We start from the raw sequence: 26,252 nt of genomic DNA, 5'->3' as shown, positions 1-26,252 counted from the left end.
GCGGTGGCTTTGCCCCCCTATACCCACGCGACCTTGCCGCCATCCGAGCCCCTCCCCCGATGAAGTCGATCGATCGCTACATGGCGCGGCTCATCGCGCTACCACTGTTCGCCACGCTCATCATCTCTGCGATGCTGCTGGTGCTCGACCGCATCCGTCGCCTGTTCGATTTCGTCGCGACGCAGGGTGGGCCGATCGGCGTGGTGTGGCGGATGCTCGCCAACCTGTTGCCCGAATATCTCGGGCTGGGCATTCCGATCGGGCTGATGCTCGGCATCCTGCTGGCGTTCCGGCGCCTCGCCACCTCGTCAGAGCTGGACGTGATGCGCGGCGTGGGGATGAGCTACGGCCGGCTGCTGCGGGTGCCGTACATGTACGCGGTCGGTCTGGCGCTCGTGAACCTCGCGATCGTCGGCTATGTCCAGCCGATTGCCCGCTATTATTACGAAGGGCTGCGGTTCGAATTGCGCACCGGCGCGCTGGGTGCGTCGATCAAGGTTGGCGAGTTCACGCATCTGGGCCCCCGCATGACGCTGCGCATCGAGGAAAGCCGCGACAAGGGACGCGATCTCAGCGGTATCTTCGTCCATGTCGACACGCCCAAGAACGACTGGATCGGCGTGACCGCGGAGCATGGTCGGTTCATGGCGACCGACGATCCCAACGTCATCATCTTCCGCCTGACCAACGGCATCCTCGTCCACAACCGACCCGAGTTCAAGGTGCCGCGGGTGTTGCAGTTCAGCAGCCACGATCTACCGATCGACCTGCCCAAGCTGGAGAATTTTCGTCAGCGCGGCGGCCGCAACCTAGAATTCACGCTGCCCGAACTCGCCCGCCTTGGTCATGCCGCAGGCACGACCGAGCAACAGCGCGATTCCAGCCGGTCGGAATTCCATTTCCGTCTGGCGGAGGTGGCAACGATGTTCCTGTTGCCGATGCTGGCCCTGGCGCTGGGGGTGCCGCCCAAACGGTCCTCGTCGGCGCTGGGCGTGTTCCTGTCGATCGTGATGATCGTCACCTATCACAAGGTGAACGAATACGCGCAAAGCTTCGGCGAACTGGGGCGCGTCGACCCGGCCCTGGCGCTGTGGGTGCCGTTCGCGATCTTCGCCGGACTGGTGTTCTGGATGTACTACACCATCGCCTATGTCCCCGGCGGCCAGCCGATCGGGGCGCTGGAACGCGTGTTCTCCAAGGCGGGCAAGGCGATCGCGGACCGCCTGCCGGGACGGCGCCGTCGCCGCCGGGCACAGGAACGGGAGCAGGCGGCGTGACCAACAGCATGTTCCCGTCGCGTACCGTCGCGCTCTATACCGGTCGTCTGTTCCTGGTCCGCACGTTCGCCATCCTGTTCGCCCTGGTGCTGGTGCTCCAGACGCTCGACCTATTGAGCAGCAGCGGCGATATCCTGGCGATGCCGGGCAACACGCAGGCACAGGTGTGGACATATGTCTCGCTGCGCGCGCCACAGATCATCTCGTTCCTGCTGCCCTTCTGCGTGCTGCTCGGCACGATCCTGACGCTCATCACCATGAACCAGAACAGCGAGGTGGTGGCGCTGAAGGCGGCGGGCCTGTCCGCGCATCAGGTGCTGGCGCCGCTGCTGGTCGCCAGCATGGGCGTGGCGGTGGTGTCGTTCGTGTTCAACGACCGCATCGTCTCGCGCGCCACCGCGACGCTGACGCAGTGGCAGAACGTCAATTACGGGGCGATGCCGATCGATCGTGGCGACCGCGCCAATGTCTGGGTTCGGGACGGTGACGACCTGATCCAGGTCGATCAGGTGCGCGGTCGTGGCGTCGGCGCCCAGCTGGGGGGTGTCACTCTCTACGACCGCACCGGCGGCAATCTCCAGTCGATCATCCGTGCCCCGCAGGGCGTGTATGTGGCGGGCAACGGCTGGCGGATCGGGCCGGCGACGCGGTTCGACGTAGCCAGTGGGCAACAGGCGGCGATACCGTCGATCGTCATCGGCCGCGGCGTCCGGCCTGACCAGTTCACGCTCGCCTCGGTCGATGCCGACAGCCTGTCGTTCGGCGCGCTGCGCGCCGCGATCGGCGATCTGGCCGAATCGGGCCGCCCGACCAAGGCACTGGAGGGGGCCTTGTGGCACAAGCTGTCGGGACCGCTGTCGGCGGTGCTGATGCCGCTGCTGGGCGCGGTCGCCGCCTTCGGCATCGCGCGATCGGGCAAGCTGTTCGTGCGCGCGGTGATCGGCATGGCGCTCGGCTTCGCCTATTTCGTCGCGGACAATTTCGCGCTGGCGATGGGTAACCTCGGTGCCTACCCCCCTTTCCTCGCCGCCTGGGCGCCCTTCCTGCTGTTCCTGCTGATCGGTGAAGCGGTGCTGTTCCGCACCGAGGAATAGGTCACATCTTCTCCGACCACGGGCGAAACTGCCCGCCGCCCGTCGGCGGGATCGCCGTTTCCCCATGCTGGACCAATATCCGGCCAGGTCGTATCGACACGCTGGCGAGCCGGGGGTGCCCACAAAGCGGATCGAGGGATTGAAATTCATATTATCGACAACCTGTCGAGCCATAAGGCTCGCGAGGTAATCGAAGCGGCAGGCGCAGCGCTGCTCTTTTTCCCGATCTACAGCCTCAACTTCAACTAGATCAAACAAGCCAGCAAACCTGAGCAAGGCCGCCGAGCGCACCATCCACGACCTGTGGAACGCCATCGGCCCGCATGTGATCGGTAGATGAAATATCCAGAGAAGCGGGGAGCCGCGTTCCAGCCGGACACGTGATGGCAATGACCCATAGGATAACTGTGAAGCCGTCGATTTGATGGTGCACCCGACTGGATTCGAACCAGTGGCCTCTGCCTTCGGAGGGCAGCGCTCTATCCAGCTGAGCTACGGGTGCCTGAAGAGCGCGCCTAGCAAAGGTGGCGGCGGGGCGCCAGTGGATTTATGCGGCCGGCATCAACTTGGATGCCGTCGTCTTCGGTGCCGCCGTTTTCGGCCTGAACGCACACAGGTCCGCCACCGGACAGCGCCAGCATTCGGGGCGGCGTGCCTTGCAGACATATCGGCCATGCAGGATCAGCCAATGATGCGCGTGCAGCCGAAAGGGCTGCGGCGTAACACGATCCAGCACCAATTCCACCGCCAGCGGCGTCTTGCCGGGTGCTAGCCCGGTACGGTTGCCGACGCGGAAGATGTGCGTATCAACCGCGAACGTCTCCGCACCGAACGCCACGTTCATCACCACGTTGGCGGTCTTGCGCCCCACCCCCGGCAGCCGCTCCAGCGCGGCGCGATCGGCCGGCACCTCGCCGCCGAATTCGTCGATCAGCATCTGCGACAGGGCGACGATGTTCTTGGCCTTGGCATTGTACAGGCCGATGGTGCGAATGTGGTGCTTCAGCCCTTCCTCGCCCAGCGCTACCATCTTTTCCGGGGTGTCCACGTCCTCGAACAACGCGGCGGTCGCCTTGTTCACCGATACGTCGGTCGCCTGCGCCGACAGCGCCACTGCGACCACCAGCGTGAACGGATTGCGAAAGTGCAGTTCGGTTTCGGGATGCGGATCGGTCGCCGCCAGCCGTGCGTAGAATTCGACGATGTCGGTACGCTTCACGGATCAGAGACCCAGCACGTCGTCCATCCGGTACCGGCCGGCCGGCTGCGCCGCGAGCCACAGCGCCGCCTTCACCGCCCCGCGCGCGAACAACGAGCGGTCGTCGGCGCGATGGTTCAATTCAAGCCGCTCGCCTTCACCTGCGAAGATGACGCCGTGATCGCCAATCACCGATCCACCGCGCAGGCTGGCAAGGCCGATCGTCCCCTCAGAGCGTGCGCCGACCAGCCCGACCCGGCCGTCGACGCGTAATTCCGACAGGGTCGATCCGCGCCCCGCCGCCGCCGCTTCACCCAGGATCAGCGCTGTACCCGACGGCGCGTCTACCTTGTGGCGGTGATGCATCTCGACCACCTCGATATCCCAGTCCGCCCCCAGCCGCTCCGCCGCCTCCCGCACCAGCCGCGCCAGCACGGTGACGCCGAGCGAGGTATTGCCGGTCTGAAGCACCGCGATCTCCTGCGCCGCGACATCGATCGCGGCATGTTGCGCAGGGGTGAGGCCGGTCGTGCCCATCACGATCGGCGTACCCGCCGCCCGCGCCGCCGCCAGATGCGCATCGACGGCGGAGGCGGTCGAGAAATCGACCAGCACGTCCGCAGCATGCGCCAGCGCGACGGGATCGTCGGCGGCATCGGCGCCGCCCGCCAGATGCGCGCCCGCGAACGCCAGCGCCTCGGTCACCGCGCGCCCCATCCGCCCGGCATAACCATAGATCCCGATCCCGATCGAGGTCGGAGCAAAAGGCAGGGCAAAGGGATCGGCGACCATGCCCGCTCTCCTGCCACGGAAGCCCCCCCGCCGAACAGGCCCTATCGCGTCACCAGCCACGTCATTGCGAGACGGCGGCGGCGGATTGTCATGACGCACGCGCTGCTGTCGCACCATGTCGCGCCACAGATGTACGCCGTTCGACACCATCATCCGCACGCATAATGGCGGCTTCCCGCCATGCCGATCCCACCATATCAACAGGCCATGACCGACATCCGCAACCTCGTCATCCTTACGGGCGCAGGCATCTCCGCAGAATCCGGGGTCGCCACCTTCCGTGGACCGGGCGGCCTGTGGGAGGGGCACCGCGTCGAACGGATCTGCACACCACAGGCGCTGGCGGACGATCCGGCGCTGGTCCATCGCTTCTACGATGCACGGCGGGCGGCGTTGGCGACGGTCGAGCCCAATATCGCGCATCATGCGCTGGCACGGCTGGATGCGGCATGGCCGGGCGACCTGCTGGTGGTCACGCAGAATGTCGACAACCTGCACGAACGGGCCGGCTCGGGTCGGCTGCTGCACATGCATGGGGAATTGCGGTCAGCGTTATGCGCCATCTGTGAGCACCGCACGCCGCATGACGGCGACCTGCCGCCGGGCGCTGCCTGCCCTGCATGCGGTGCCCACGCGCTGCGCCCCGATATCGTGTTCTTCGGCGAGATGCCGTATCAGATGGACCGGATCGAAGCGGCGCTGGCGACGGCCGACCTGTTCGTATCGATCGGCACGTCCGGCGCGGTGTATCCGGCAGCGGGGTTCGTGCAACGGGCCACCCATTACGGCGCGGCGACGCTCGAACTGAATCTGGAGCATTCGGCGGGCAGCGGGCTGTTCGACGAGACCCGACTGGGGCCGGCCAGCACGTTGGTGCCGGAATGGATCAACACGTTGTTGTCGAACCGGCAGACCGCGCCATAGCAGGCATCTTCACAAAATGATGGACGCTTGATGGCACCCTATCTTCAACTCGGTGGCCAGATGGCCTGGCCGCTCGCCGCGCTGGTCATCATGTTCGTTCTGCTGAAGGAGATAAAGGACGGCATCGTCGCCAAGATCATCCCGCGCGGCGGTACGCTGAAATACGGTGAGTTCACGATCTCCGGCGAAATCGACGCGGGGCAGGAAGCCATCGTCACCGCCGACGTACCGCTGGCCACGCCCGAATACGCCTTGCCGTCGCCGGATCACGTCTCCGGAAACCTCACCCCCTATGAGGTGGTCATGAAGGCCTATTCCGGCATGGCGGAGGCGTTGGTGGAACTGGCCGCCCAGCATGACGGGTGGATAGACCAGCGATACGTCAAGGATAACATCGAATGGCTGCTGGCGAAGAAGGTGATCGACGGTGGTCTTTTCGGCGCCATCCGCTCCTCGCAACGTGCCCGCAACAGCATCCGCAGACTGGGCGAGGACTCCGTCACCGAGGCGGATGCCCGTGCCTTTGCGGAAACCGCTTATTCGGCGGAGCGCGCCCTTCGGGACAAGATCGTGACGACGTAATCAGTCCACCCAATCGAGTCCGATATCGCGGTAAAGTTGCCGGTCCTCGTCCCAGCCCGGCTTTACCTTCACGTGCAGGTACAGATGCACCGGCCGGTCGAGCACCGTCGCCAGTTCCGCCCGCGCGCGCGCGCCGATCTCCTTGATGCGCGCGCCCCCCTTGCCCAGCACGATCGCACGCTGGGTGGGGCGTTCGACCAGCACCTGCTGGTGGATCTCGACCGATCCGTCCTCGCGCTCCTCGAACTTCTCCGTCTCGACCGCACTGGCATAGGGCAGCTCGGCGTGAAGCTGGAGGTAGATCTGCTCGCGCGTCACCTCCGCGGCCAGCGCGCGTTCGGTGGCGTCGGACACCTGATCTTCCGGATAATGCCACGGCCCCGCCGGCATCGCCGCCGCCAGCGCACGCTTCAGTTCGGGCAGGCCGTCACCGGTCGCGGCACTGACGAACCATGTCTCGGCGAACGGTACCAGCGCGTTCAGCCGTTCGGCATGAAGCAGCAGCTTCGCCTTGTCGGCGAGATCGACCTTGTTGAGGATCAGGTGCTTCGGCTCCGGCCGGTCTTTCAGCGCGTCGGCGATGTCGGTCACCTTGGTGCCCAGCCCGCCCTTGGCGTCGACCACGAGGGCGAGCAGGTCCGCCCCCTCGGTCCCGCCCCAGGCGGCGGACACCATCGCCCGGTCGAACCGGCGGCGCGGTTCGAAGATGCCGGGGGTGTCGACCAGCAGCAACTGCGTATCCCCCTCGATCGCCACGCCCAGCAGGCGCGCCCGCGTGGTCTGCGCCTTGGGGCTGACGATCGCCACCTTCTGCCCGACCAGCGCGTTGACCAGCGTCGATTTGCCCGCATTGGGCGCGCCGACCACGGCGATCAGCCCGCAATGCTGCGGGGTCATGTCATCACTCACTTGCTTACCTTTTCCAGCAGGGTCCGCGCCGCGGCGGTCTCCGCTTCCTGTTTGCTGCTGCCGCTCGCCTCGGCCGAGGCGTGGCTGCCAATTGCCACCTTCACGGTGAAGCGGGGCGCATGGCCGGGGCCTGACCGGTCGATCACGGTATATTCGGGCGCGCGTCGTCCCGCCGCCGCCGCCCATTCCTGCAATGCCGACTTGGGATGCTGCGGCGCCTTCGCCTCGCGGCGGACGCGGTCGCCCCACACCCGCCGCACGAAGACGCGCGCCGCCTCCAGCCCGGCGGCGCGATACCAGGCGCCGATCAGCGCCTCCATCACATCGCCCAGCACATTGTCGCTGTCGATCGCGCCGTCATCGCGCGCCTGTTTGCCGAGGCGCAGGTGATCGCGCACCCCGATCTCGCGCGCCACCTCCGCACAGACCGCACCGGTGACCAGCGCGTTGAACCGCTTCGACAACTGCCCCTCGGGCTCGGCCGGAAAGGATTCCCACAGCCATTCCGCCACCAGCAGACCCAGCACCCGGTCGCCCAGAAATTCCAGCCGCTCGTAATTCGCGCTCGCCGAACTGCCATGGGTCAGCGCCCGTTCGAACGGGGCGATGTCGTCCGGCACCGTGCCGAATACCATGGACAGCCAATCGGACAGCCCGGTGTTGCGGGGAGCCGTCAGAAGCCTTCTCCGATCCGGTCGAGCCGGGCGGCGGACACCCAGGTCCATGGCTTCAGCCATTCCGCCGATCCGTCGGTCGAGAAGAACGTCACCAGCGCGCGCCCCTCGATCCGTTCCATCGGGATATATCCCATGCCGATCGGCGAGGCGAAACGGCTGTCAGCGCTGTCGTCGCGATTGTCGCCCATCAGGAACACGTTGCCGACGGGCACGGTATAGACGCCGGTATCGTCGGCTTCGGGAATGTCGCGCTGGTCGAGCACGGCATAGCTTTTGCCGCCCGGCAACGTCTCGCGATACCGGCGATAACGGCAGACCGGCACGCCCGCCGCGACGTCGCGGAAATCGGAATCACAGTGACGATCGTCGAAATTGGGGGTCAGCGGCAGCACGAAATCGGCGATCCGTTGTTTCGGGATCGGCTTCCCGTTCAACACCAGCTGGCCGCCGCGCATCTGGACGGTGTCGCCGGGCAGGCCGATCACCCGCTTGATGACGTCGTGATCCTCGGGTCCGGGCGACCGGAACACCACCACGTCGCCGCGCGTCGGCGTCGATCCGAAGATGCGCCCGGGGATCAGCGGCACGCCGCCCGGCAGCGACCAACGCGAATAGCCGTAATTCCATTTCGACACGAACAGATAGTCGCCGATCAACAGCCGCGGCAGCATCGATTCGGATGGGATCGAGAACGGCGCGAGGATGAAGCTGCGGAAGATCAGCACGACCAGCGCCAGCTTCAGCAGGAAACGCAGCGTCTCGCCCGTCTCCGACCGGGCGGGGGTGGCGGCGGCGGTTGCGGGGACGCCGACGGTTTCGGGCGCGGGATCAGATGGTGTCATGACAAAGGGACCCATAACCGGGCTCGCGCGTCCTGAGTAGCCACCCGTATCCACGAAATGTGCGGACGGGGGACTTGTCCCGCCCGCCTGCGGCGATAGGGCGGATGACGGATATGACCGGATCGATACGATCACCCTCTTGTCAGGATGCGAGCATGAGCGACTGGACCGCGATCGAGGCACTGCCCTCCCCCCGCCTCACCGAATTGTTCGAGGCGGACCCCGCCCGGCTGGATACCTTCAGCCTTGATGTCGCCGGCCTGCATTTCGACTGGTCGAAGACGCACCTGACGCGCGAGGCAGTGGCGGCCTTCGCCGCGCTGGCCAAGGCGAAGGACCTTGCCGGCCGGCGCGACGCGATGTTCGCGGGCGAGCATGTCAACGTGACCGAGGATCGCCCGGTCGAGCACACCGCCGAACGGGGTGAGGGCAATCCGGAAAGCGTGTCCCGCGCCCGCCATTATCAGGCCAGGATGCGCGCGCTGATCGATGCGATCGAGGCGGATGCGTTCGGCCCGGTCCGCCACATCCTGCACGTCGGCATCGGCGGCTCCGCCCTTGGCCCCGACCTGATCGTCGATGCGCTGGGGCGCGAGGCCGATCGTTATGACGTGGCGATCGTCTCCAACGTCGACGGCGTCGCACTGGAGGATGCGTTCGAGCGGTTCGACCCCGCCGCCACCCTGCTCGTCATCGCGTCGAAGACCTTCACCACGACCGAGACGATGCTGAACGCCAATTCGGCGATCGCATGGATGACGGAACACGATGTCGACGACCCTTATGGCCGCGTCATCGCGCTGACCGCATCGCCCGAAAAGGCGGTGGAATGGGGCGTCGACGAAACTCGCGTCCTGCCCTTTTCCGAAGGGGTCGGCGGGCGCTACTCGCTCTGGTCGTCGATCGGCTTCCCCGCCGCGCTCGCCCTTGGCTGGGACCGGTTCGAGGAACTGCTGGAAGGCGCGGCCGAAATGGACCGCCATTTCCGGCTTGCCGCGCTGCACGAAAACGCCCCCGCCCTCGCCGCCTTCGCCGACCTCTATTACACGCAGGTCCGCCACGCCGAAACGCGGGCACCCTTCGCCTATGATCAGCGGCTGCGGCTGCTGCCCTCCTATCTCCAGCAGCTGGAGATGGAATCGAACGGCAAGTCGGTAACGGTCGATGGCCAGCCGGTCGGTCGCCCGACCGCCGCGATCACCTGGGGCGGGGTCGGCACCGACGCGCAGCATGCGGTGTTCCAGTTGCTGCATCAGGGCACGCATCTAGTCCCCGTCGAATTCATCGCGGTGATCGAGGCGGGTGACACGCTGGCCGAGGATCATCATCGCCAGTTGCTGCTCAACGCCTTCGCGCAGGGCGCGGCGCTGATGAAGGGCAAGCAGGTGGACGATCCCGCCCGCAGCTATTCGGGCGATCGCCCGTCATCGACGATCCTGCTTGATATGCTCGACGCCCGCACGCTGGGCGCGCTGATCGCTTTCTATGAGCAGCGCGTGTTCGTGAACGGCATCCTGCTGGGCATCAACAGCTTCGACCAGTTCGGCGTCGAACTGGGCAAGGAAATGGCCAAGGCGGCCGATCAGGGTGGGCAGGAATTCGATCCCTCCACGACCGATCTGATCCGTCGCGCCGGGCTGAATTAATTATTACAATCGTGTGAATTGCGGGAACAAAATCCAGCTAGGCCGGTCACGCATTCGAGCTAATTTGGTTCCCGCAAACCACTGGTTTACCAACAAATAAGTCGGCCGTGTCGAACGTACCGCACTGCAATATTTCAGATTGACGACACCATCACGCCCCCTACCCTGATTAACAACAGGTTAACCGCGATGAACGCGGATGTCCTTGTACAGGGGTTTGGCGATGCGTTCGAAGACCATGCAGATGTTGATCGGGCTCTCTTTAGGTGCCACGGCACTAACGGCATCACCGGCACAGGCCGTCAGCTTCAATCTGATTGATACCGGTGGCACCGCTGCCGGGACACAGGCCCGTATCGGTTTCGAGATCGCCACCGCGTATTGGTCCTCGATATTCACCGATGACGTGACCATCAATTTGGAAATCGGATTTCGGACGCTGGGCGCCGGCGTCCTCGGTTCGACCGGCAGCGCCCGTTCCCTCCTGTCGATGAACCAAGGCTATGCCGCCCTTGCGACGGATATGACCAGCGCCCTCGATGTCAGCGCGGTCAACAATCTGGCACCCCGCTCGCTCAGCACCGCCATTCCCGGTGCCGGGGCCGTCACGGCGATCACCAACGGGATCAACCGGACCAACAACGGCTATGTCGACAATGTCACGCGGATCGACAACGATGGCGGCGTCAACAACTCCACATTGGCGGTAACCAAGGCGAGCGCGAAGGCGCTGGGCGTGACGACCGACGTCAACGGCAATGCGATCAACTACGCATCGGTCGATGGCAGCATCACGTTCAGCAACGCCTTTGCGTTCGACTTCGACCCGCGCGATGGCATCACCTCGACGGCGTTCGATTTCGTCGGCGTGGCGATCCACGAAATCGGCCATGCGCTTGGTTTCGTGTCGGGCGTCGACAGCTATGATGCCCGCACCAATGCGGCCGGCACGATCACCTCGGGCCTGCTGGAAAACTTCGTCGTAATGAACTCGCTCGATCTGTTCCGCTACAGCGGCGATGGCGCACTCGACTGGTCCACCAGCACGTCGAACAAGTATTTCTCGATCGATGGCGGCGAGACGCAGTTGTTCGGCTCCTCGCTGTTCTCCACGGGTCGCGCCAATGGTGACGGCCAGCAGGCGTCGCACTGGAAGGATGCGCCCTCGGGTCGTGAGCAGCTGGGTATTCTCGACCCCACCTCGGGTCGTGGCCAGATGCAGGAGGTCACCGCGCTCGACCTGTCCGCCTATGACGCGATCGGCTGGGACGTGAGCTTCGATACGCTGGCGAATTCCGGCTACCGCAAGAGCACCGCGGTGCTGTACCGCGAACTGACCGGCACGGTGCCGGAGCCGGCGACGTGGGCGATGATGCTGGTCGGCTTCGCGATGGTGGGTGCCGCGACGCGCTATCGCCGCCGCAATAGCACGGTCGCCTTCGGCTGATCGACGGGTTCCACGCGAACCATGAAGGGGGGGGCGTCTGCCGGTCGGCAGGCGCCCCTTTTTGCGGCTATGCCGTATCCGGCGGGCCGGCGCGGCGGCAGCGTTCGGAACAATAACGCACCGATTCCCAGTCTCGCGCCCATTTCTTGCGCCATGCGAACGGGCGCTGGCAGACGATGCAGATCTTGGTCGGCAGGTGCGGCTTGCTGTGGGTCATCGCGGTCCACAACGCACCGGGCATGTCGATGGTATCAGCGCCCTGCCCCCTTGCCCCCGCGCCCGCTGCGCGCCATCTCGCGAGGCGCAGCGGAAGGATCACGAATGCCCCAGTACGACTACGACCTCTTCGTCTTGGGGGCCGGTTCCGGCGGCACCCGCGCCAGCCGGGTTGCGGCGGCGCATGGCGCGCGGGTTGCGGTGGCAGAGGAATACCGGGTCGGCGGCACCTGCGTGATCCGCGGCTGCGTGCCCAAGAAGCTGCTCGTCTACGGCGCACACTTCGCCGAGGATCTGCGTGACGCGAAGCATTTCGGCTGGGACGTGCCCTCGCCGTGCAGCTTTTCCTGGCCGACGCTGCGCGACAACGTGATGGCGGAAGTCGACCGGATCAATGGCGCCTATACCCAGACGCTCGACAATAACGGCGTCGAGATCATCCACAGCCGCGCGGTCGTCACCGGCCCGCACAGCGTCCGGCTGGACGACGGCAGCGAGAAGACCGCCGAGCGCATCCTGATCGCGGTCGGCGCGCATCCCGCGATCCCGGAATGCCCGGGCCACGAACACGGCATCACCTCCAACGAGGTGTTCCATCTGCCCGACTTGCCCAAGCGCATCCTGATCGCGGGTGGCGGCTACATCGCCAACGAATTCGCCGGCATCTTCCACCAGTTCGGCAGCCACGTGATCCTCGCCAACCGCAGCCAGGAACTGCTGCGCGGCTATGACGCGCAGATCCGCGACCGGCTGCTCCAGATCGCGACGATGAAGGGGATCGAGTTCCGCTTCAACGCCGCGTTCCGGGGGATCGACAAGGGGGAGGACGGCTGCCTGACCGTCCATCTGGCGAACCACGAACCCGTCGTGGTCGACTGCGTCCTCTTCGCCACCGGCCGCCGCCCCAACACCGCCGGGCTGGGGCTGGAAAGCGCCGGGGTCGAAATGGACGAGCTGGGCGCGGTGAAGGTCGATGCGCAGAACCAGTCCAGCTGCCCGTCGATCTACGCGATCGGCGACGTCACCAACCGCATCCAGCTGACCCCGGTCGCCATCCGCGAAGGGCAAGCGTTCGCCGACACCGTCTATGGCAACAAGCCGACGACCGTGGACTATGACTGCGTGCCCGCCGCCGTCTTCAGCCATCCGCCGCTCGCCGGGGTCGGCCTGACCGAGGCGGAGGCGCGTGAGAAGCTGGGATCGATCAAGGTCTATTCATCCGATTTCCGGCCGATGAAGAACGTGCTGGCCGGCCGCAACGAACGGGCGCTCTACAAGATGGTGTGCGACGCCCAGACCGACCGGGTCGTCGGCATCCACATGATCGGCCCCGACGTGCCGGAGATCATCCAGGCCTGCGCCGTGGCGGTGAAGGCCGGGCTGACCAAGGCCGACTTCGACGCGACCGTGGCGTTGCATCCGTCGATGGCGGAGGAACTGGTACTGATGCGGTAAGGGCGATCGGGCAAAGCCCGATTGCCCGACCCGGCCGGCGGGTCGGCCCTGCCGAACCCGTCCGACGACGCGACTTTGCCGCGTCGCAGCCCTTAGGCGATAGCCGCCACCATGCGCGATTGCCGCCACGCATCCCACGCATAGAGCGCACACCCCGTCCAGATCGCCGCGAAGGTGACGATATGCACGGGACGCAGCGGCTCCCCGAAGATCAGCACGGCCTCGGCGAATTGGAGGGTCGGCCCCAGATATTGCAGCAGCCCCAGCGTCGCCAGCGTCAGCCGTCGTGCCGCCGCCGCGAACAGCAGCAGCGGCGCGGCGGTCACCGGACCGGCGAGGATCAGCAGCAGATCGGCCGACCGCTCCTGCCCGAAGGCGGCGTTGCCCGCCGCACCCGCATAGGCCAGCACCACCAGCGACAATGGCGCGAGCAACAGCGTCTCGATCGTCAGGCCGCCCAGCGCGTCGATCGCCGCCACCTTGCGGATCAGGCCATACAGCCCGAAGCTGACCGCCAGCACCAGCGATATCCAGATCGCGCCGCCGCCCGACAGCGCCATCACCAATACCCCCGCCGCCGCGATTCCCACCGCGACCCGCTGCACGCGCGACACCCGTTCGCCCAGTACCGCGACGCCGAGGGCGACGTTGACCAGCGGGTTGATGAAATAGCCGAGACTCGCTTCCAGCACATGCGCGTGCTGCACCGCCCAGATATAGGTCAGCCAGTTGATCGCGATCAGCGTCGCGCTGGCCCCCAGCAACGCCAGCGTCCGCCCCCGCGCCGCCGCCCGCACCGTCCGCAACCGACCCAGCACCAAGACCACGATGGCGAGCAGCAGCAGCGACCACACCACCCGGTGCGCCAGCACCTGCACCGCGGGCACGCCCGTCAGCAGCTTCAGATACAGGGGCAGCAGCCCCCACAGGATATAGGCGCCGGCGCCCAGCCATAATCCCCGGTTCATGCCGCGCGCCATCGGCCAATCCACGCCGCGCCGCAATGAAGGAGTGTCAGGGGTGCAGGATCGAGCGGGAGCGGGATGCCCCGGAAGCCCTAAAGTCACACCGGAAAGTCACGAAAGTCGCATCCTACAGGGGTGCGCGACGTGTTGGACTGGCCTGCTCCATCCTTCATTGCGAGCGCAGCGAAGCAATCCAGGGCGTCACGCGCCGGGCTCTGGATTGCTTCGCTGCGCTCGCAATGACGGGGGTGGGTGGGTTCCACGTCATCATGCTCCGTCGCGGCCGCGATGCCCTGTTTCCCATACATCCCCCTCGCCCGCCGCTCCTTCGATGGAGGGAGCATCGGATACGGGTATCTTATCGGCGCGGTGTAGGACAGCAGCGGCGGACGGCGATGATCCCCGGACCTGCGTAGCCGGAGCGGGGTAACATCGGCCTATCCGTCCTTATGCCCGTGGCGAAGCGATCCGATCCCCGGTGCGTGACGCTCTGGATCGCTTCGCTCGGCTCGCGATGACGGATGAGGGGGCTTCACGTCATCATGCGTCAGTCCGCGAAGAGCAGAACCGGCGTCTCCAGCATCCGCTTCAGCGCCTGCACATAGCTGGCCGCGTCGAAGCCGTCGACGACGCGGTGATCGCAGCTGATCGACAGGTTCATCAGCTTGGCGCGCACGATCGCATCGCCCCTGAAGACGGGACGTTCGACGATGCGGTTGGGGCCGACGATCGCGACCTCCGGCCGGTTGATGACCGGCGTCGTCGCGATCCCGCCGAGCGGCCCCAGCGAGGTGAGCGTGATCGTGCCGCCGCCCATCTCGTCGGGCTTCAGCCGGTTGGCGCGCGCCGCCGCCGCCAGCCGCCCGATCTCGGTCGCCAGTTGCCAGACGTTGCGGTCCTGCGCGTCGCGGATCACCGGCACGGTCAGCCCGGCATCGGTCTGCGTCGCCATGCCCAGATGCACGCGGCCGTGGCGCGTCACCACCCCCGCCTCGTCGTCGTAGCGCGCGTTCAGCATCGGGAAGGCAGGCAGGGTGCGGCAGATCGCGACGATCATCAGCGGCAGCATCGTCAGCTTCGGCCGCTCGCCCCGCTGCGCGTTCAGGTCGGCACGCAGGTCCTCCAGCGCGGTGACGTCGATCTCCTCGACATAGGTGAAGTGCGGAATCGCGCGCTTGGACGCGGCCATATTCTCGGCGATGCGGCGACGCATCCCGATCACGCGGACCTCCTCGTCCGCCCGCGCGCGCGACGCGCGCGGCGCGGCATAGCCCTGCCCGCTGCCGTAGCGCAGATAGGCGTCGAGATCGGCATGGCGCACCCGGTCGCCATCGGTCTTCACCGCGGCGAGGTCCACGCCCAGATCGGCCGCGCGCGCGCGGACGGCGGGCGAGGCAAGGACATGCGCCACGCGACCGTTGGCGGATGACGGCCGTCCCGTCGCGCCATCGCCGGCGACCGGGCGCGGCCCTTCGCCGGCAGCATCCGCCGGCCGGGTTTCGGCCGTTGCGGGGGCAGCGGGCGGATCGAGCGGACGGGGCGTCTCGACCACCTCCTCCACCCCAGGATTCTCGGCTTCGTATTGTTCGGCGACCTCCGCCTGCTCCGCACTCGGCGGGGCGGCGGTCACCTCGTCGGTGCCGGCATCGGCGTCCGTCTCGATCACCACCAGCCCCGCGCCGATCGCGACCTGATCGCCGACCTCACCCGCCAGTTCGACGACGGTGCCCGATACGGGCGACTCCATCTCGACGGTCGCCTTGTCGGTCATCATGTCGGCGATGTTCTGGTCTTCCTCGACCCGGTCGCCGACCGCGACATGCCATGCCACGATCTCGGCCTCGGCGATGCCCTCACCGATATCGGGCAAACGGAAGGTGAAACGCGCCATCGCTCAAGCGTCCTTCATGATCTTCTTGAGGGCCTGTCCGATCCGGACCGGTCCCGGGAAATATGCCCATTCCAGGCTGTGCGGATAGGGTGTGTCGAACCCGGTCACCCGCTCGATCGGGGCTTCCAGATGATAGAAGCACCGTTCCTGCACCAGCGCCGACAGTTCGGCGCCGAAACCGCTGGTCCGCGTCGCCTCGTGGACGATCATGCAGCGACCGGTCTTCTTCACCGACGCCTCGATCGTCTCGATGTCGAGCGGCACCAGCGTGCGCAGGTCGATGATCTCGGCATCCACGCCATGTTCGGCGACCACGGCGGTGCAGACATGCACCATCGTGCCGTAAGCGAGGATCGTCAGCGCCTCGCCCGCGCGGACCACCTTCGCCTTGCCCAGTTCGATCTTGTAGTACCCCTCCGGCACCGCGCCGCCGGGATGCTTCGACCAGTTTTCGGCCGGCTTGTCCCAATAGCCGTTGAACGGGCCGTTGTAGATGCGCTTGGGCTCGAAGAAGATCGTCGGATCGTTGTCCTCGATCGCGGCGATCAGCAGCCCCTTGGCGTCATAGGGGGTGGACGGGATCACCGTCTTCACACCCGAGACATGGGTGAAGATGCCCTCCGGGCTCTGACTGTGCGTCTGCCCGCCGAAGATGCCGCCGCCGAACGGCGACCGCACCGTCATCGGCGCGATGAACTCCCCGGCCGAGCGATAACGCAGGCGGGCCGCCTCGCTGACGAGCTGGTCGAGCGCGGGATAGATGTAATCGGCGAACTGGATTTCCGGCACCGGCCGCAGGCCGTAGGCGCCCATGCCGACCGCGACGCCGATGATCCCGCATTCGGTGATCGGCGTGTCGAACACCCGCGTCTTGCCGTATTTCGCCTGCAACCCCGCAGTCGCGCGGAACACGCCGCCGAAATAGCCGACATCCTCCCCCATCACGACCACGTCCGGGTCGCGCGCCATCACCACGTCGAGCGCGGAGTTGATCGCCTGGATCATCGTCATGCGGGTGGTGGGTTCGGCCCCGCCGTCGCCTACCGTGTCGCTCACCACGTTCAGCTCCGTCGTCATCACTTGCGATCCCATGGCCGGCCACTCGCGGTTTCTTCCGCCATCATCTGCGCCTGCTGCTCGCGCAGGTGCCACGGCATCTCCTCGAACACGCCGTCGAACAGCGTGTCGAGCGGCTGGTGCAGGCCGTGGCCGAGGATGCCGTTCTTCTCCGCCTCCTTCTGCGCCGCCTTTACCTGTTCGGCCAGTTCGCGGTCCTGCGCGGCGTGGCGTTCCTCGTCCCATTCACCGATCGCGATCAGATGCGCCTTCAGCCGCGCGACCGGATCGCCCAGCGGCCAGGCGTTGGGCTCCCCCGCCGATCGGTACTGGGTCGGATCGTCCGAGGTGGAATGGCCTTCGGCGCGATAGGTGAAATGCTCGATCAGGGTCGGCCCCTGATTGGTCCGCGCCCGCTCCGCCGCCCATTGCGTCGCGGCATAGACCGCCAGCGCATCGTTGCCGTCGACGCGCAGGCCGGCGATGCCATAGCCCACCGCGCGTGCCGCAAAGGTGGTCGATTCGGCCCCCGCGAAGCCGGAAAAGCTGCTGATCGCCCACTGGTTGTTGACCACGTTCATGATGACCGGGGCGCGATAGACGGCGGCGAAGGTGCAGGCGGAGTGGAAATCACCCTCCGCGGTGGACCCTTCCCCGCACCACACCGCCGCGATCCGCGTATCGCCCTTGGCGGCGGAGGCCATCGCCCAGCCCACCGCCTGCGGATATTGCGTCGTCAGGTTGCCGGAGATCGAGAAGAACCCCGCCTCGCGCGCCGAATACATGATCGGCAACTGCTTGCCCTGAAGCCGGTCGCCCTTGTTCGAATAGATCTGGTTCATCATGTCGACCAGCGACCAGTCGCGCGCGATCAACAGCCCCTGCTGGCGATAGGAGGGGAAGCACATATCCTCGTAATCCAGCGCGTGCGCGGCGGCGACCGATACCGCCTCCTCGCCCGTCGCCTTCATGTAGAAGCTGGTCTTGCCCTGACGCTGCGCCCGGAACATCCGCTCGTCGAACGCGCGCAGCAGCGCCATGTGGCGCAGCATCCGCCGCAGGCGATCGGGCGACAGCCGCGGGTCCCATGCCCCGACCGCGCGGTGATCGTCGTCGAGGACGCGGACCAGACCATAGGACAGATCGGTGAAATCGCGGGCCGGCTCGGCGGTGTCGGGGCGGCGGGCGGCGCCGGCAGGCGGAATCTCCACCACGGCGAAGTCGACCGGATCGCCGGGCCGGAACCGGGGTTCGGGCACATGCAGCGACAGGGGCGGCAAATTGGTGCGAGGCTGTTCAGCCAAGACTCTCTCCACGGATCGGCATCGGGTTGTTCCCGTACTCCGCGCCACCTTTCGCGGCGTTGTTATAAAATTTCAAGCGACTTCTGTGCGGGCGCGCCACCGATCGACCGCGCCCTAACCCGTCATTAACCGCTTTCGGCGCAGGATCGCCCCCGTCATCACGGGATGCCATCAGGGAACAGCGCACCATGTACATGGGTCCGATCGTCGCCGCCGAAACCACCGCGCCGCCGGTCGGCTATGCCATCGTCCGCACGCCGCCACGGCCGCCGTCCGGGGTGGCATCCCGCTTCGTCGTGGGCGTACCGGTGCTGGCGCTCGCCACGGTGGTGATGGTGCCGTGGCTGGTCGGGCATACGCTGGTGGCGGGCGCGCTGACCGGCGTCCGGTCGCTGCCGGGGGCGCCCCGCGCGCTGCTGTCCGCGATCGATTATGCGGGGCGCATCGCGCTGGGTCGCTGACCGGCGGCGATCAGCCGCCCACCACCTGCTCGATCACCCCGAAGATCGGGTGGTGGCGATCGTCCTCCGCCCAGATCCGCACCGTATCGCCTTTGGTCAGGAACGGCGTGGTCGCGGTGCCGCCGGCCAGCGCCTCCACCGTCCGCGCCTCGGCAAGGCAGGAATAGCCGACGCCGCCATCCGCCACCGGCCTGCCCGGCCCGCCGTCCGCGCCGCGATTGGACACGGTGCCCGACCCGACGATCGTACCCGCCCCCAGCGCCCGCGTCCTGGCGGCATGGGCGATCAGCGCGCCGAAATCGAAGGTCATGTCGTCGCCCGCCTCGGCCCGGCCGAGCGGCTTGCCGTTCAGGTCGACCATCAGCTTGCGGTGCAGCTTGCCGTCCCGCCACCAGTCGCCCAACGCATCGGGGGTGACGAAGACGGGGGAGAACGCGCTGGCGGGCTTCGACTGGAAGAAGCCGAAACCCTTGGCCAGTTCGTCCGGGATCAGGTGGCGCAGCGACACGTCGTTGGTCAGTCCGATCAGCCGGACCGCCGCCAGCGCCGTGTCGCGACCGGCGCCCTGCGGCACGTCGCCGGTGACGACCACGACCTCCGCCTCCAGATCGCAGCCCCACGCCTCGTCGGCGAGGGGGATCGGATCGCGTGGCCCCAGGAAACCGTCCGACCCGCCCTGATACATCAGCGGATCGTGCCAGAACGTCTCCGGCATCGCCGCCCCGCGCGCCTGCCGGACGAGCGCGACATGGTTCACATAGGCGGAGCCGTCCGCCCATTGATAGGCGCGCGGCAAGGGCGCCGCCGCGTCATGCTCGTGGAACCGTTCGCGCGGGATCACTTCGTGATCGAGATCGGTCGACAGGTTCTCCAGCGCCGGCGCGATCCGGTCCCAGTCGTCCAGCGCCGCCTGCAGGGTCGGGACGATATGGCCCGCATCGGCATACCAGGCGAGATCGGTCGACACGACCACGAGCCTGCCGTCGCGGCCCTGTTTCAGGCTTGCCAGTTTCATCGCGATTCCTCTCCGGTTCTTACCAGTATGCGCTTGCGTAGGGCGCTCCGCCCCCCGGCGGCAAGCGCCGAAATCATGACGACCAATGTTGACTTATGATGCATTGCAGCGTAGGGGGCGAAAATCGAGGCGTTATGCAGCGTGATCGGGCGTGCCGGAAAACCGGCGGTTCGGGCTCCGCTTCGGTCAAGCTCAGGCTTCCCTAATCACGCGGGGTGTCATTTCACACCCGCCACCACTCCGCCTTTCGTGCGTCGTGGATCGGCACGCATACAAGGTTTTCCCATGTCCTTTTCCGATCTCGGCCTCGCCGAGCCGCTCGTCCGTGCGCTCGAAGCCAAGGGCTACACCACCCCCACCCCGATCCAGGCGCAGTCGATTCCGCAGCTGCTGGAAGGCGGCGACCTGCTCGGCATCGCGCAGACCGGCACCGGCAAGACCGCCGCGTTCGTGCTGCCGTCGATCCAGCGCATGGTCGAGGCGCCCAAGCGCGTGCTGCCGACGCATTGCCGGATGCTCGTCCTTGCCCCGACCCGCGAACTGGCCAGCCAGATCGCCGATTCGGCGCGTGAATACGGCAAGTTCTCCAAGATGTCGGTGACCACCGTGTTCGGCGGCACCAGCATCAACAAGAACCGTCAGGACATGAGCCGCGGCGTCGACATCCTCGTCGCCACGCCGGGCCGCCTGATCGACCTGGTCGAGCAGGGCTTCGTCAACCTGTCGATGATCGAGATCCTCGTCCTCGACGAAGCGGACCAGATGCTCGACCTGGGCTTCATCCACGCGCTGAAGCGGATCGTGAAGATGGTGCCGCGCAAGCGCCAGACGCTGTTCTTCTCGGCCACCATGCCCACCACGATCCGCGAGCTGGCCAGCCAGTTCCTGCACGAGCCGGCGACCGTATCGGTCAAGCCCGCCGCGACCACCGCGGAGCGGGTCGACCAGTATGTCACCTTCGTCAACCAGGCGGAGAAGCAGGCGCTGCTGACGCTGCTGCTCGCCGATCCGGCGATCGACCGCGCGCTGGTGTTCACCCGCACCAAGCACGGCGCCGACCGCGTCGTGAAGCTGCTGGCCGGCAACGGCATCGGCGCCAACGCGATCCACGGCAACAAGAGCCAGGGCCAGCGCGAGCGCGCGCTGGGCGAGTTCAAGGACGGCAAGACCAAGATCCTCGTCGCGACCGACATCGCCGCGCGCGGCATCGACGTGTCGGGCGTCAGCCACGTCATCAACTTCGAACTGCCCAACGTGCCCGAGCAGTATGTCCACCGCATCGGCCGCACCGCGCGCGCCGGTGCATCGGGCATCGCGATCTCGTTCTGCGCCGACGACGAGAAGGCATATCTGCGCGACATCGAGAAGACCACGCGCCAGAAGGTGCCGGTGCAGGCCCTGCCCGAGGACTTCACCAACAAGGCGAACAAGATCAAGTCGCAGCGCGTGAACGCGATCGGCGCCGATCCCGCGCCGCGTGAGGATCGTCCCCGTGGCGGTCGTCCGCTGCCGCGCCCCCGCGCCACCCATTCGCCGCAGGCGACCGGCACCACCGGCCGCAGCTATGCCAATGCCAGCGGTCGCGGCGCGCGTCCGGCCGGCGGCAGCGGCGGCGGCACCGGTGGTCAGGGCCGTGGCGGCCAGGGTCGCAGCGGTGGCGGCCAGGGCGGCGGTCAGGGTCGTGGCGGCAGCGGCCGCAGCGCCGGCGGGCCGACCGCCGGCCGCTGAGGGGATACCCCGGCCTTCTCGCGGGTTGATTGACGAAACCCGCGAGGAGAACCGCCATGGACGTATCCACCACCCCGATCGCCGAACGGATCGCCCGCGTCCTCGCGGCCGAGCAGCTGAGCGCGAACGCCACCGGCGATCAGGCATCCGCCAGTGCGCAGGTCGATGCGCGCTGGCAGGATTACCTTCCCCACGCGATCGCCGTGCTGAAGACCCTGCGCGAACCCGACCGCGCGATGGCGGCGGCGGGCGACGTCGCGGTGTGGGAGAGCATGATCCTCGCCGGCCTGAAGGGCGCCATGCCGCCGAAGGTCGTGCTGTAATAGAGCGAGCGTCGCCGCTTCGGGATGTCGCCGGGAAACCTTTCTTCCTTCCCCGGCGGAGGCCGGGGCGCAGTTCGGAAGGCGGCAGCAGGTCATCACGACGCTCCGCCCAACTGGACCCCGGCCTTCGCCGGGGAGGTATAGAGCGGGATGACATTGCTCTGACCCAATCCGTCATTACGAGCGTAGCGAAGCAATCCAGCACCGGACCAGGACGCCTTGGATTGCTTCGCTCCGCTCGCAACGACGAACATCCGGTTCAACCTGATGTCATCCGGCTCTAGTTGGCGGGGTTGCCATTCTTCTCGCAAGACTGGTCGAGGGTGGGACGGAACGCTTCCGCAAACCCGTCACGAAGCAATCAATCCCCGAACACCGCCGGCCGCTTCTCCATGTTCGCCATCACCTGCTCGCGCTGGTCCGCCGTGCCCAGTAGCGCCCCCTGCTCTGCCCGCTCTGCGGCCAGCACCGCCGCCGCGTCGCCGTCCGCCGCGACCCCGAACAGCCGTTTGGCGGCGCGCACCGCCGCCGGATGCCGGCCCGCGATCTGGTGCGCCAGCGCTAGCGCCGCCGCCCGTGGATCGTCCACCACCCGCGTCACCAGCCCCAGCGCCGCCCCCTCGACCCCGTCGACCTCGCGCGCGGTGTAGACCAGTTCGCGCAGCACATCGTCGCGCACCGTACCGCGCCACAGCGCATAGCCCGCCATATCGGGCACGATTCCCCAGTGCATTTCCCGGATCGACAGCCGCGCGTCCGCGCTCGCCAGCCGGATATCCGCGCCCGCCACGATCTGGAGGCCACCGCCGAACGCCACGCCGTGCACCGCCGCGATCACCGGCTGCGGCAGCGTCCGCCAGCCCCACGCGACCTGCTGGACAAGATTGGCGAGCCCGTGCGTCGGCGTTTCCGTCAGCAGCCCCGACCCGCCGCCGGCCATCGCCGCCATGTCCAGCCCCGCGCAAAACCCGCGCCCTTCGCCCGACAGCACGATGCAGCGCACGTCGCGCCGGTCCTGCAACGCCGCGATCGCCCCCGCCAGGCCTGCGAACATCGCCGGGTCGATCGCGTTGATCTGTGCCGGTCGCGCCAGTTGCACGTCCGCGATCCCGCCATCGACGGTCATCCGCACCCGGTCGTCCATCATCCTTCTCCTCTGGCAGCCATGGCTATGCCCGCCGGGCGCAGCGGGCAACCCGGTTGCGTGCGGCGGCACGGCGTGTAGACCCTGCGGCGATGACCGGTTTCGACGTGCCCCGCTTCGCCAAGCTTCTCGACCGGGGTCATGGCGGGCGGCTGGGTATCCGCTATCATGGCCACGCGGACGGGGAGGAAGGCTGGGTGGAACTGGCCCTGCCCCCCGCCGATGCGCTGGTCGGCGACACCGCGACCGGCGCGATGGCGGCAGGGCCGATCGTCACGCTGATGGACATGGCGACCTCGATAGCGATCTGGGCGCGGCGCGGACGGTTCGTGCCCCATGCGACGCTCGACCTGCGGCTCGATCATCTCCGCCCGGTGGTGGCGGGGCGGACGCTGATCGGGCGCGGCGAATGTTACCGGATCGCCGGGCCGGTCGCCTATGTCAGGGGACAGGCGCATGACGGCGATCCCGCCGATCCGGTCGCGCAGATCGTCGGCACGTTCATGACGACCGACGCGGCATGATCGCGCTGCCCCCCTATGCCGCCCTGCTGGGCCTGACGATGACCGCCGACGATCGCGGCGTGCCGGTGCTGACGATGCCGTTCGCCGATAGCGTGCTCGGCCGCCCCGGTTTCCTGCATGGCGGCGCGATCGCGGGGCTGCTGGAGATCGCGGCGATCACCGCGCTGCGCCATGCGCTGGGCACCGACGACGCGGGCGTGATACCGCTGACCATCACGGTCGATTACCGGCGCGGCGGCCGCGACGCGCCGACGCTGGCGACGGGCATCGTCACCCGGCTCGGCACCCGCATCGCCCATGTCGATGCGACCGCGTGGCAGGACGACCCGGCCCGCCCGATCGCCACGGCGCGGACGAACTGGCGGCTCGACCGGCCCTCCTGACGATCAGGCGGGATCGAGCCGGATCAGCCGCCCTCCGGCCCCATCGCCCAGCACCCAGATCGCGCCATCGGGTCCCTGTTCGACCTCGCGGATGCGGGTGCCCAGCGGGATGCGCGCCACCTCGCTGGCGGTACGGCCGGACAGGCGGACGCGGATCAGCCCCTGCGCGGTCAACCCCGCCAGCACGACATCGCCTTCCCAGTCGACGAAGCGGCTGCCGCGATACTGGATCATTCCGCCCGGCGCGATCACCGGCGTCCAGCTCACCAGCGGCGCGGCATAGCGGTTGTCGGTGGCATGGCGGGGGATCGGGGCGCCGCCATATTGATTGCCCTCTGACACCGCCGGCCAGCCATAGTCGCGGCCACGCTCGATCAGGTTGAACTCGTCGCCGCCCTCCGGCCCCATCTCGCTTTCGAACAACTGGCCGTTGCCTGCGAAGACGAGGCCATAGGGATTGCGATGGCCATAAGACCAGATCTCCGCCTTCGCCCCCGCCTGCCCGGCAAAGGGATTGTCGGCGGGGATCGATCCGTCCGTCTCGATCCGGATGATCTTGCCCAACGTCTGCGACAGGTCCTGCGCGGGCGCGCCCTTCTGCCGCTCGCCGGCGGTGACGAACAGCCGGCCATCGGCCGCGAAGGCCATCCGGCCACCGAAATGATTGCCGCCATCGACCTTGGGGTCCTGTCGCCAGATCACCCGCACCTCGCCCAGTGCCGATCCGTCCGCCGCCAGCGTGCCGCGCGCGACGGCCAGGCCGGCGCCGCCCGTGCCCGCCTCCGCATAGCTCAGATAGACGCGTCGATTGGCGGCGAAGCCGGGATCGAGCGCCACGTCGAGCAGCCCGCCCTGCCCCGCATCGACCACCGCAGGCACCCCGGCGACGGTGGCCACCTGCCCGCCGGTGGTCACCAGCCGCAGCCGGCCCGCCTTTTCGGTCACCAGCAGGCGGCCGTCGGGCAGGAACACCATCGCCCAGGGGTTTGCGAACGTAGCGACCGGGGTCTGGGTGACCGCGGTCGTCGTCACCGGCGCGGGCGGCGGGGTGGAGGTCGCGGTGGCCGAGGGAGCGGGGGCCGGCACCGGGTCGATACCGCCATTCTCGCGCCCTTCGCCGCCATCGCCGCCGCACCCCATCAGTGCCAGCGCCAGCATCATCGGGCGCAGCGATCGCCCGCGCCCGGCTACTGCCCCGGTTACCGCCCCGGTTGTTGGGCAGTCAGTTTGATGAGCCGCCCCTGCGATCCGTCGTCGCCATCCTCGATCACCCAGATCGCGCCGTCCGGTCCCTGTTCCACGTCGCGGATGCGTGCGTTCATCGGCCATTGGTCGCCCTTCCTCGCTTCGGTGCCATCGATATCAACGCGGACCAGCGACTGGCTGGACAGGCCGCCGATAAAGGCGTCACCCTGCCATTGCGGGAACATCCGGCCGGAATAGATCATCAGCCCGCCGGGCGAGATCACCGGGTTCCAGGACACCTTGGGCGGTTCGTACCCGTCGCCCGCGCGGTGATCGGGAATGTCCCGGCCATCATAGTGCGATCCGTTCGACGCGTTCGGCCAGCCATAGTTCAGGCCCGGCCGGATCAGATTGACCTCGTCGCCGCCCTTCGGCCCCATCTCCTGCTCCCAAAGATTGCCGCGGGCATCGAACGCGATGCCGAGCAGGTTGCGATGACCATAGGACCAGATTTCCGGCCGGAATCCCCTGGCGGCCAGCGGATTGCCCGGTGCCGGCTTGCCGTCGAGGGTCAGCCGCAGCACCTTGCCCAGCGTCGCCTTCGGATCCTGCGCGGGGGTGAATTTCTGGCGTTCGCCATTAGTGAAGAACAGATATTTTCCATCCGGCGAAAATGCAATCCGGCCAGAATAGTGGCCGTTGCCTTCCACGAAGGGCGTGGCACGGAACAGCTCCTCGATCTCGCCCAGCCGCTCGCCACCGCCGCCATCGGGACGCAGGCGACCGCGCGCTAGGATCACGCCCTTGCCGCCTCCGTCCGCCGCCGAATAGCTGAAATAGACGCGCTGGCTTTTCGCGAAATCGGGGGCCAGTACGACGTCCATTAACGCGCCCTGCCCAGCCGAATCGACCGGGATCGTGGCGACGACCTGTTTCCGCTTTCCATCGGCGGAGACGAGCAGCATCTCGCCCTTCTTCTCGGTCACCAGCATCCGGCCATCGGGCAGGAACGCCATCGCCCAGGGCGAATCGAAATCGGCGACCACGGTTTCGGTGAAGGGCTTGGCCGCGCCCGGAGCGGCATCCTGCGCCGTCGCGTCCGCAGGGGCGTTGCCGGTGCAGGCGATCAGCGCGCAGGGCAGGGCGGCGAGCAGCTTCAGGTTCATCGATATCCTCTCCCGTAGTCGCCTTGAACGCCCGGACCGATCATAGGA

General features: G+C 67.3%; 26 protein-coding genes and 1 tRNA gene. 12 read left to right on the top strand and 15 right to left on the bottom strand.

The window, feature by feature from the left end:
- The first annotated feature begins 59 nt into the window (after window positions 1-59).
- Complete coding sequence (gene lptF, locus ABD719_RS05540) at window positions 60-1,277, top strand: LPS export ABC transporter permease LptF (protein WP_192126367.1); 1,218 nt, start codon at window positions 60-62, stop codon at window positions 1,275-1,277.
- A gap of 8 nt (window positions 1,278-1,285) precedes the next feature.
- Complete coding sequence (gene lptG / locus ABD719_RS05535) at window positions 1,286-2,371, top strand: LPS export ABC transporter permease LptG (RefSeq protein WP_344692588.1); 1,086 nt, start codon at window positions 1,286-1,288, stop codon at window positions 2,369-2,371.
- A gap of 425 nt (window positions 2,372-2,796) precedes the next feature.
- On the opposite strand, the gene ABD719_RS05525 is transcribed toward lptG, so the two are convergent.
- From ABD719_RS05525 to dapB, 3 genes are all read right to left on the bottom strand, one after another.
- Window positions 2,797-2,873: transfer RNA gene (locus ABD719_RS05525), tRNA-Arg, on the bottom strand.
- 45 nt (window positions 2,874-2,918) lie between these two features.
- The gene (gene nth, locus ABD719_RS05520) at window positions 2,919-3,590 is read right to left on the bottom strand and encodes an endonuclease III (RefSeq protein WP_344692373.1); all 672 of its coding nucleotides are present in this window, start codon (window positions 3,588-3,590) and stop codon (window positions 2,919-2,921) included.
- 3 nt (window positions 3,591-3,593) lie between these two features.
- Window positions 3,594-4,361 carry a 4-hydroxy-tetrahydrodipicolinate reductase gene (gene dapB, locus ABD719_RS05515; RefSeq protein ID WP_344692372.1) on the bottom strand — a complete coding sequence of 256 codons (768 nt, stop codon included), beginning with the start codon at window positions 4,359-4,361 and terminating at the stop codon, window positions 3,594-3,596.
- A gap of 207 nt (window positions 4,362-4,568) precedes the next feature.
- On the opposite strand from dapB, the gene ABD719_RS05510 reads away from it, so the two are divergent.
- Window positions 4,569-5,285: an NAD-dependent deacylase gene (locus tag ABD719_RS05510; protein WP_344692586.1), complete on the top strand. Its 717-nt coding sequence runs from the start codon at window positions 4,569-4,571 to the stop codon at window positions 5,283-5,285.
- A 30-nt stretch (window positions 5,286-5,315) separates the two neighbouring features.
- The gene (locus tag ABD719_RS05505) at window positions 5,316-5,867 is read left to right on the top strand and encodes a hypothetical protein (RefSeq protein ID WP_344692371.1); all 552 of its coding nucleotides are present in this window, start codon (window positions 5,316-5,318) and stop codon (window positions 5,865-5,867) included.
- Here the strand turns inward: ABD719_RS05505 and era are convergent, their stop codons facing one another.
- From era to lepB, 3 genes are read right to left on the bottom strand one after another with little or no spacing between them, the layout of a single operon-like run.
- A complete protein-coding gene (gene era, locus ABD719_RS05500; RefSeq protein ID WP_344692585.1) occupies window positions 5,868-6,764 on the bottom strand; it encodes a GTPase Era in 897 nt (298 codons plus the stop codon).
- Window positions 6,765-6,772: 8 nt separating this feature from the next.
- Complete coding sequence (gene rnc / locus ABD719_RS05495; RefSeq protein WP_344692370.1) at window positions 6,773-7,411, bottom strand: ribonuclease III; 639 nt, start codon at window positions 7,409-7,411, stop codon at window positions 6,773-6,775.
- A gap of 38 nt (window positions 7,412-7,449) precedes the next feature.
- On the bottom strand, window positions 7,450-8,295 hold the full coding sequence (gene lepB, locus ABD719_RS05490) for a signal peptidase I (protein WP_344692369.1): 846 nt from the start codon (window positions 8,293-8,295) through the stop codon (window positions 7,450-7,452).
- A gap of 155 nt (window positions 8,296-8,450) precedes the next feature.
- Between lepB and pgi the strand changes: the two genes are divergently transcribed.
- Together pgi and ABD719_RS05480 are read left to right on the top strand one after the other, a co-directional pair.
- Window positions 8,451-9,941: a glucose-6-phosphate isomerase gene (gene pgi, locus ABD719_RS05485; protein ID WP_344692368.1), complete on the top strand. Its 1,491-nt coding sequence runs from the start codon at window positions 8,451-8,453 to the stop codon at window positions 9,939-9,941.
- A gap of 223 nt (window positions 9,942-10,164) precedes the next feature.
- Window positions 10,165-11,388: an NF038122 family metalloprotease gene (locus ABD719_RS05480; RefSeq protein ID WP_344692367.1), complete on the top strand. Its 1,224-nt coding sequence runs from the start codon at window positions 10,165-10,167 to the stop codon at window positions 11,386-11,388.
- A 67-nt stretch (window positions 11,389-11,455) separates the two neighbouring features.
- Here the strand turns inward: ABD719_RS05480 and ABD719_RS05475 are convergent, their stop codons facing one another.
- Window positions 11,456-11,605: a DUF2256 domain-containing protein gene (locus ABD719_RS05475; protein WP_344692584.1), complete on the bottom strand. Its 150-nt coding sequence runs from the start codon at window positions 11,603-11,605 to the stop codon at window positions 11,456-11,458.
- 104 nt (window positions 11,606-11,709) lie between these two features.
- Here ABD719_RS05475 and gor point away from each other — a divergent pair, with 104 nt between their 5' ends.
- Window positions 11,710-13,059, top strand: a complete 1,350-nt coding sequence (gene gor, locus ABD719_RS05470) for a glutathione-disulfide reductase (RefSeq protein WP_344692366.1) — start codon at window positions 11,710-11,712, stop codon at window positions 13,057-13,059.
- Window positions 13,060-13,151: 92 nt separating this feature from the next.
- On the opposite strand, the gene rarD is transcribed toward gor, so the two are convergent.
- From rarD to ABD719_RS05450, 4 genes are all read right to left on the bottom strand, one after another.
- A complete protein-coding gene (rarD, locus tag ABD719_RS05465) occupies window positions 13,152-14,027 on the bottom strand; it encodes an EamA family transporter RarD (protein ID WP_344692365.1) in 876 nt (291 codons plus the stop codon).
- A 544-nt stretch (window positions 14,028-14,571) separates the two neighbouring features.
- Window positions 14,572-15,915, bottom strand: a complete 1,344-nt coding sequence (locus tag ABD719_RS05460; protein ID WP_344692364.1) for a dihydrolipoamide acetyltransferase family protein — start codon at window positions 15,913-15,915, stop codon at window positions 14,572-14,574.
- A gap of 3 nt (window positions 15,916-15,918) precedes the next feature.
- Entirely contained in the window at window positions 15,919-16,926 is a 1,008-nt protein-coding gene (locus ABD719_RS05455; protein WP_344692583.1) for an alpha-ketoacid dehydrogenase subunit beta, read from the bottom strand.
- 65 nt (window positions 16,927-16,991) lie between these two features.
- Window positions 16,992-18,275, bottom strand: a complete 1,284-nt coding sequence (locus tag ABD719_RS05450) for a 3-methyl-2-oxobutanoate dehydrogenase (2-methylpropanoyl-transferring) subunit alpha (RefSeq protein ID WP_344692363.1) — start codon at window positions 18,273-18,275, stop codon at window positions 16,992-16,994.
- Window positions 18,276-18,463: 188 nt separating this feature from the next.
- Here ABD719_RS05450 and ABD719_RS05445 point away from each other — a divergent pair, with 188 nt between their 5' ends.
- Window positions 18,464-18,736, top strand: a complete 273-nt coding sequence (locus tag ABD719_RS05445; RefSeq protein ID WP_344692362.1) for a hypothetical protein — start codon at window positions 18,464-18,466, stop codon at window positions 18,734-18,736.
- 10 nt (window positions 18,737-18,746) lie between these two features.
- On the opposite strand, the gene ABD719_RS05440 is transcribed toward ABD719_RS05445, so the two are convergent.
- Window positions 18,747-19,751, bottom strand: a complete 1,005-nt coding sequence (locus tag ABD719_RS05440; RefSeq protein ID WP_344692361.1) for a fumarylacetoacetate hydrolase family protein — start codon at window positions 19,749-19,751, stop codon at window positions 18,747-18,749.
- A gap of 285 nt (window positions 19,752-20,036) precedes the next feature.
- Here ABD719_RS05440 and ABD719_RS05435 point away from each other — a divergent pair, with 285 nt between their 5' ends.
- Together ABD719_RS05435 and ABD719_RS05430 are read left to right on the top strand one after the other, a co-directional pair.
- Entirely contained in the window at window positions 20,037-21,479 is a 1,443-nt protein-coding gene (locus tag ABD719_RS05435; RefSeq protein ID WP_344692360.1) for a DEAD/DEAH box helicase, read from the top strand.
- Window positions 21,480-21,535: 56 nt separating this feature from the next.
- Window positions 21,536-21,802, top strand: a complete 267-nt coding sequence (locus tag ABD719_RS05430) for a hypothetical protein (protein ID WP_344692359.1) — start codon at window positions 21,536-21,538, stop codon at window positions 21,800-21,802.
- A gap of 361 nt (window positions 21,803-22,163) precedes the next feature.
- Here the strand turns inward: ABD719_RS05430 and ABD719_RS05425 are convergent, their stop codons facing one another.
- On the bottom strand, window positions 22,164-22,946 hold the full coding sequence (locus ABD719_RS05425; protein ID WP_344692358.1) for a crotonase/enoyl-CoA hydratase family protein: 783 nt from the start codon (window positions 22,944-22,946) through the stop codon (window positions 22,164-22,166).
- A gap of 92 nt (window positions 22,947-23,038) precedes the next feature.
- On the opposite strand from ABD719_RS05425, the gene ABD719_RS05420 reads away from it, so the two are divergent.
- On the top strand, window positions 23,039-23,470 hold the full coding sequence (locus tag ABD719_RS05420; RefSeq protein WP_344692357.1) for a PaaI family thioesterase: 432 nt from the start codon (window positions 23,039-23,041) through the stop codon (window positions 23,468-23,470).
- The gene (locus ABD719_RS05415; RefSeq protein ID WP_344692356.1) at window positions 23,467-23,853 is read left to right on the top strand and encodes a PaaI family thioesterase; all 387 of its coding nucleotides are present in this window, start codon (window positions 23,467-23,469) and stop codon (window positions 23,851-23,853) included. The genes ABD719_RS05420 and ABD719_RS05415 overlap by 4 nt, the downstream gene beginning before the upstream one ends.
- 3 nt (window positions 23,854-23,856) lie before the next feature.
- Here ABD719_RS05415 and ABD719_RS05410 read toward each other — a convergent pair whose 3' ends face one another.
- Together ABD719_RS05410 and ABD719_RS05405 are read right to left on the bottom strand one after the other, a co-directional pair.
- Window positions 23,857-25,014, bottom strand: a complete 1,158-nt coding sequence (locus tag ABD719_RS05410) for a PQQ-dependent sugar dehydrogenase (protein WP_344692354.1) — start codon at window positions 25,012-25,014, stop codon at window positions 23,857-23,859.
- 38 nt (window positions 25,015-25,052) lie between these two features.
- Window positions 25,053-26,204, bottom strand: coding sequence for a PQQ-dependent sugar dehydrogenase (locus ABD719_RS05405; RefSeq protein ID WP_344692351.1), 1,152 nt, complete (start codon window positions 26,202-26,204; stop codon window positions 25,053-25,055).
- Window positions 26,205-26,252 lie beyond the last annotated feature (48 nt).

The organism is Sphingomonas cynarae (assembly GCF_039537815.1).
GTDB classification, from domain to species: Bacteria; Pseudomonadota; Alphaproteobacteria; order Sphingomonadales; family Sphingomonadaceae; genus Sphingomonas; species Sphingomonas cynarae.
This window is presented reverse-complemented; position numbering and strand designations above follow the sequence as displayed.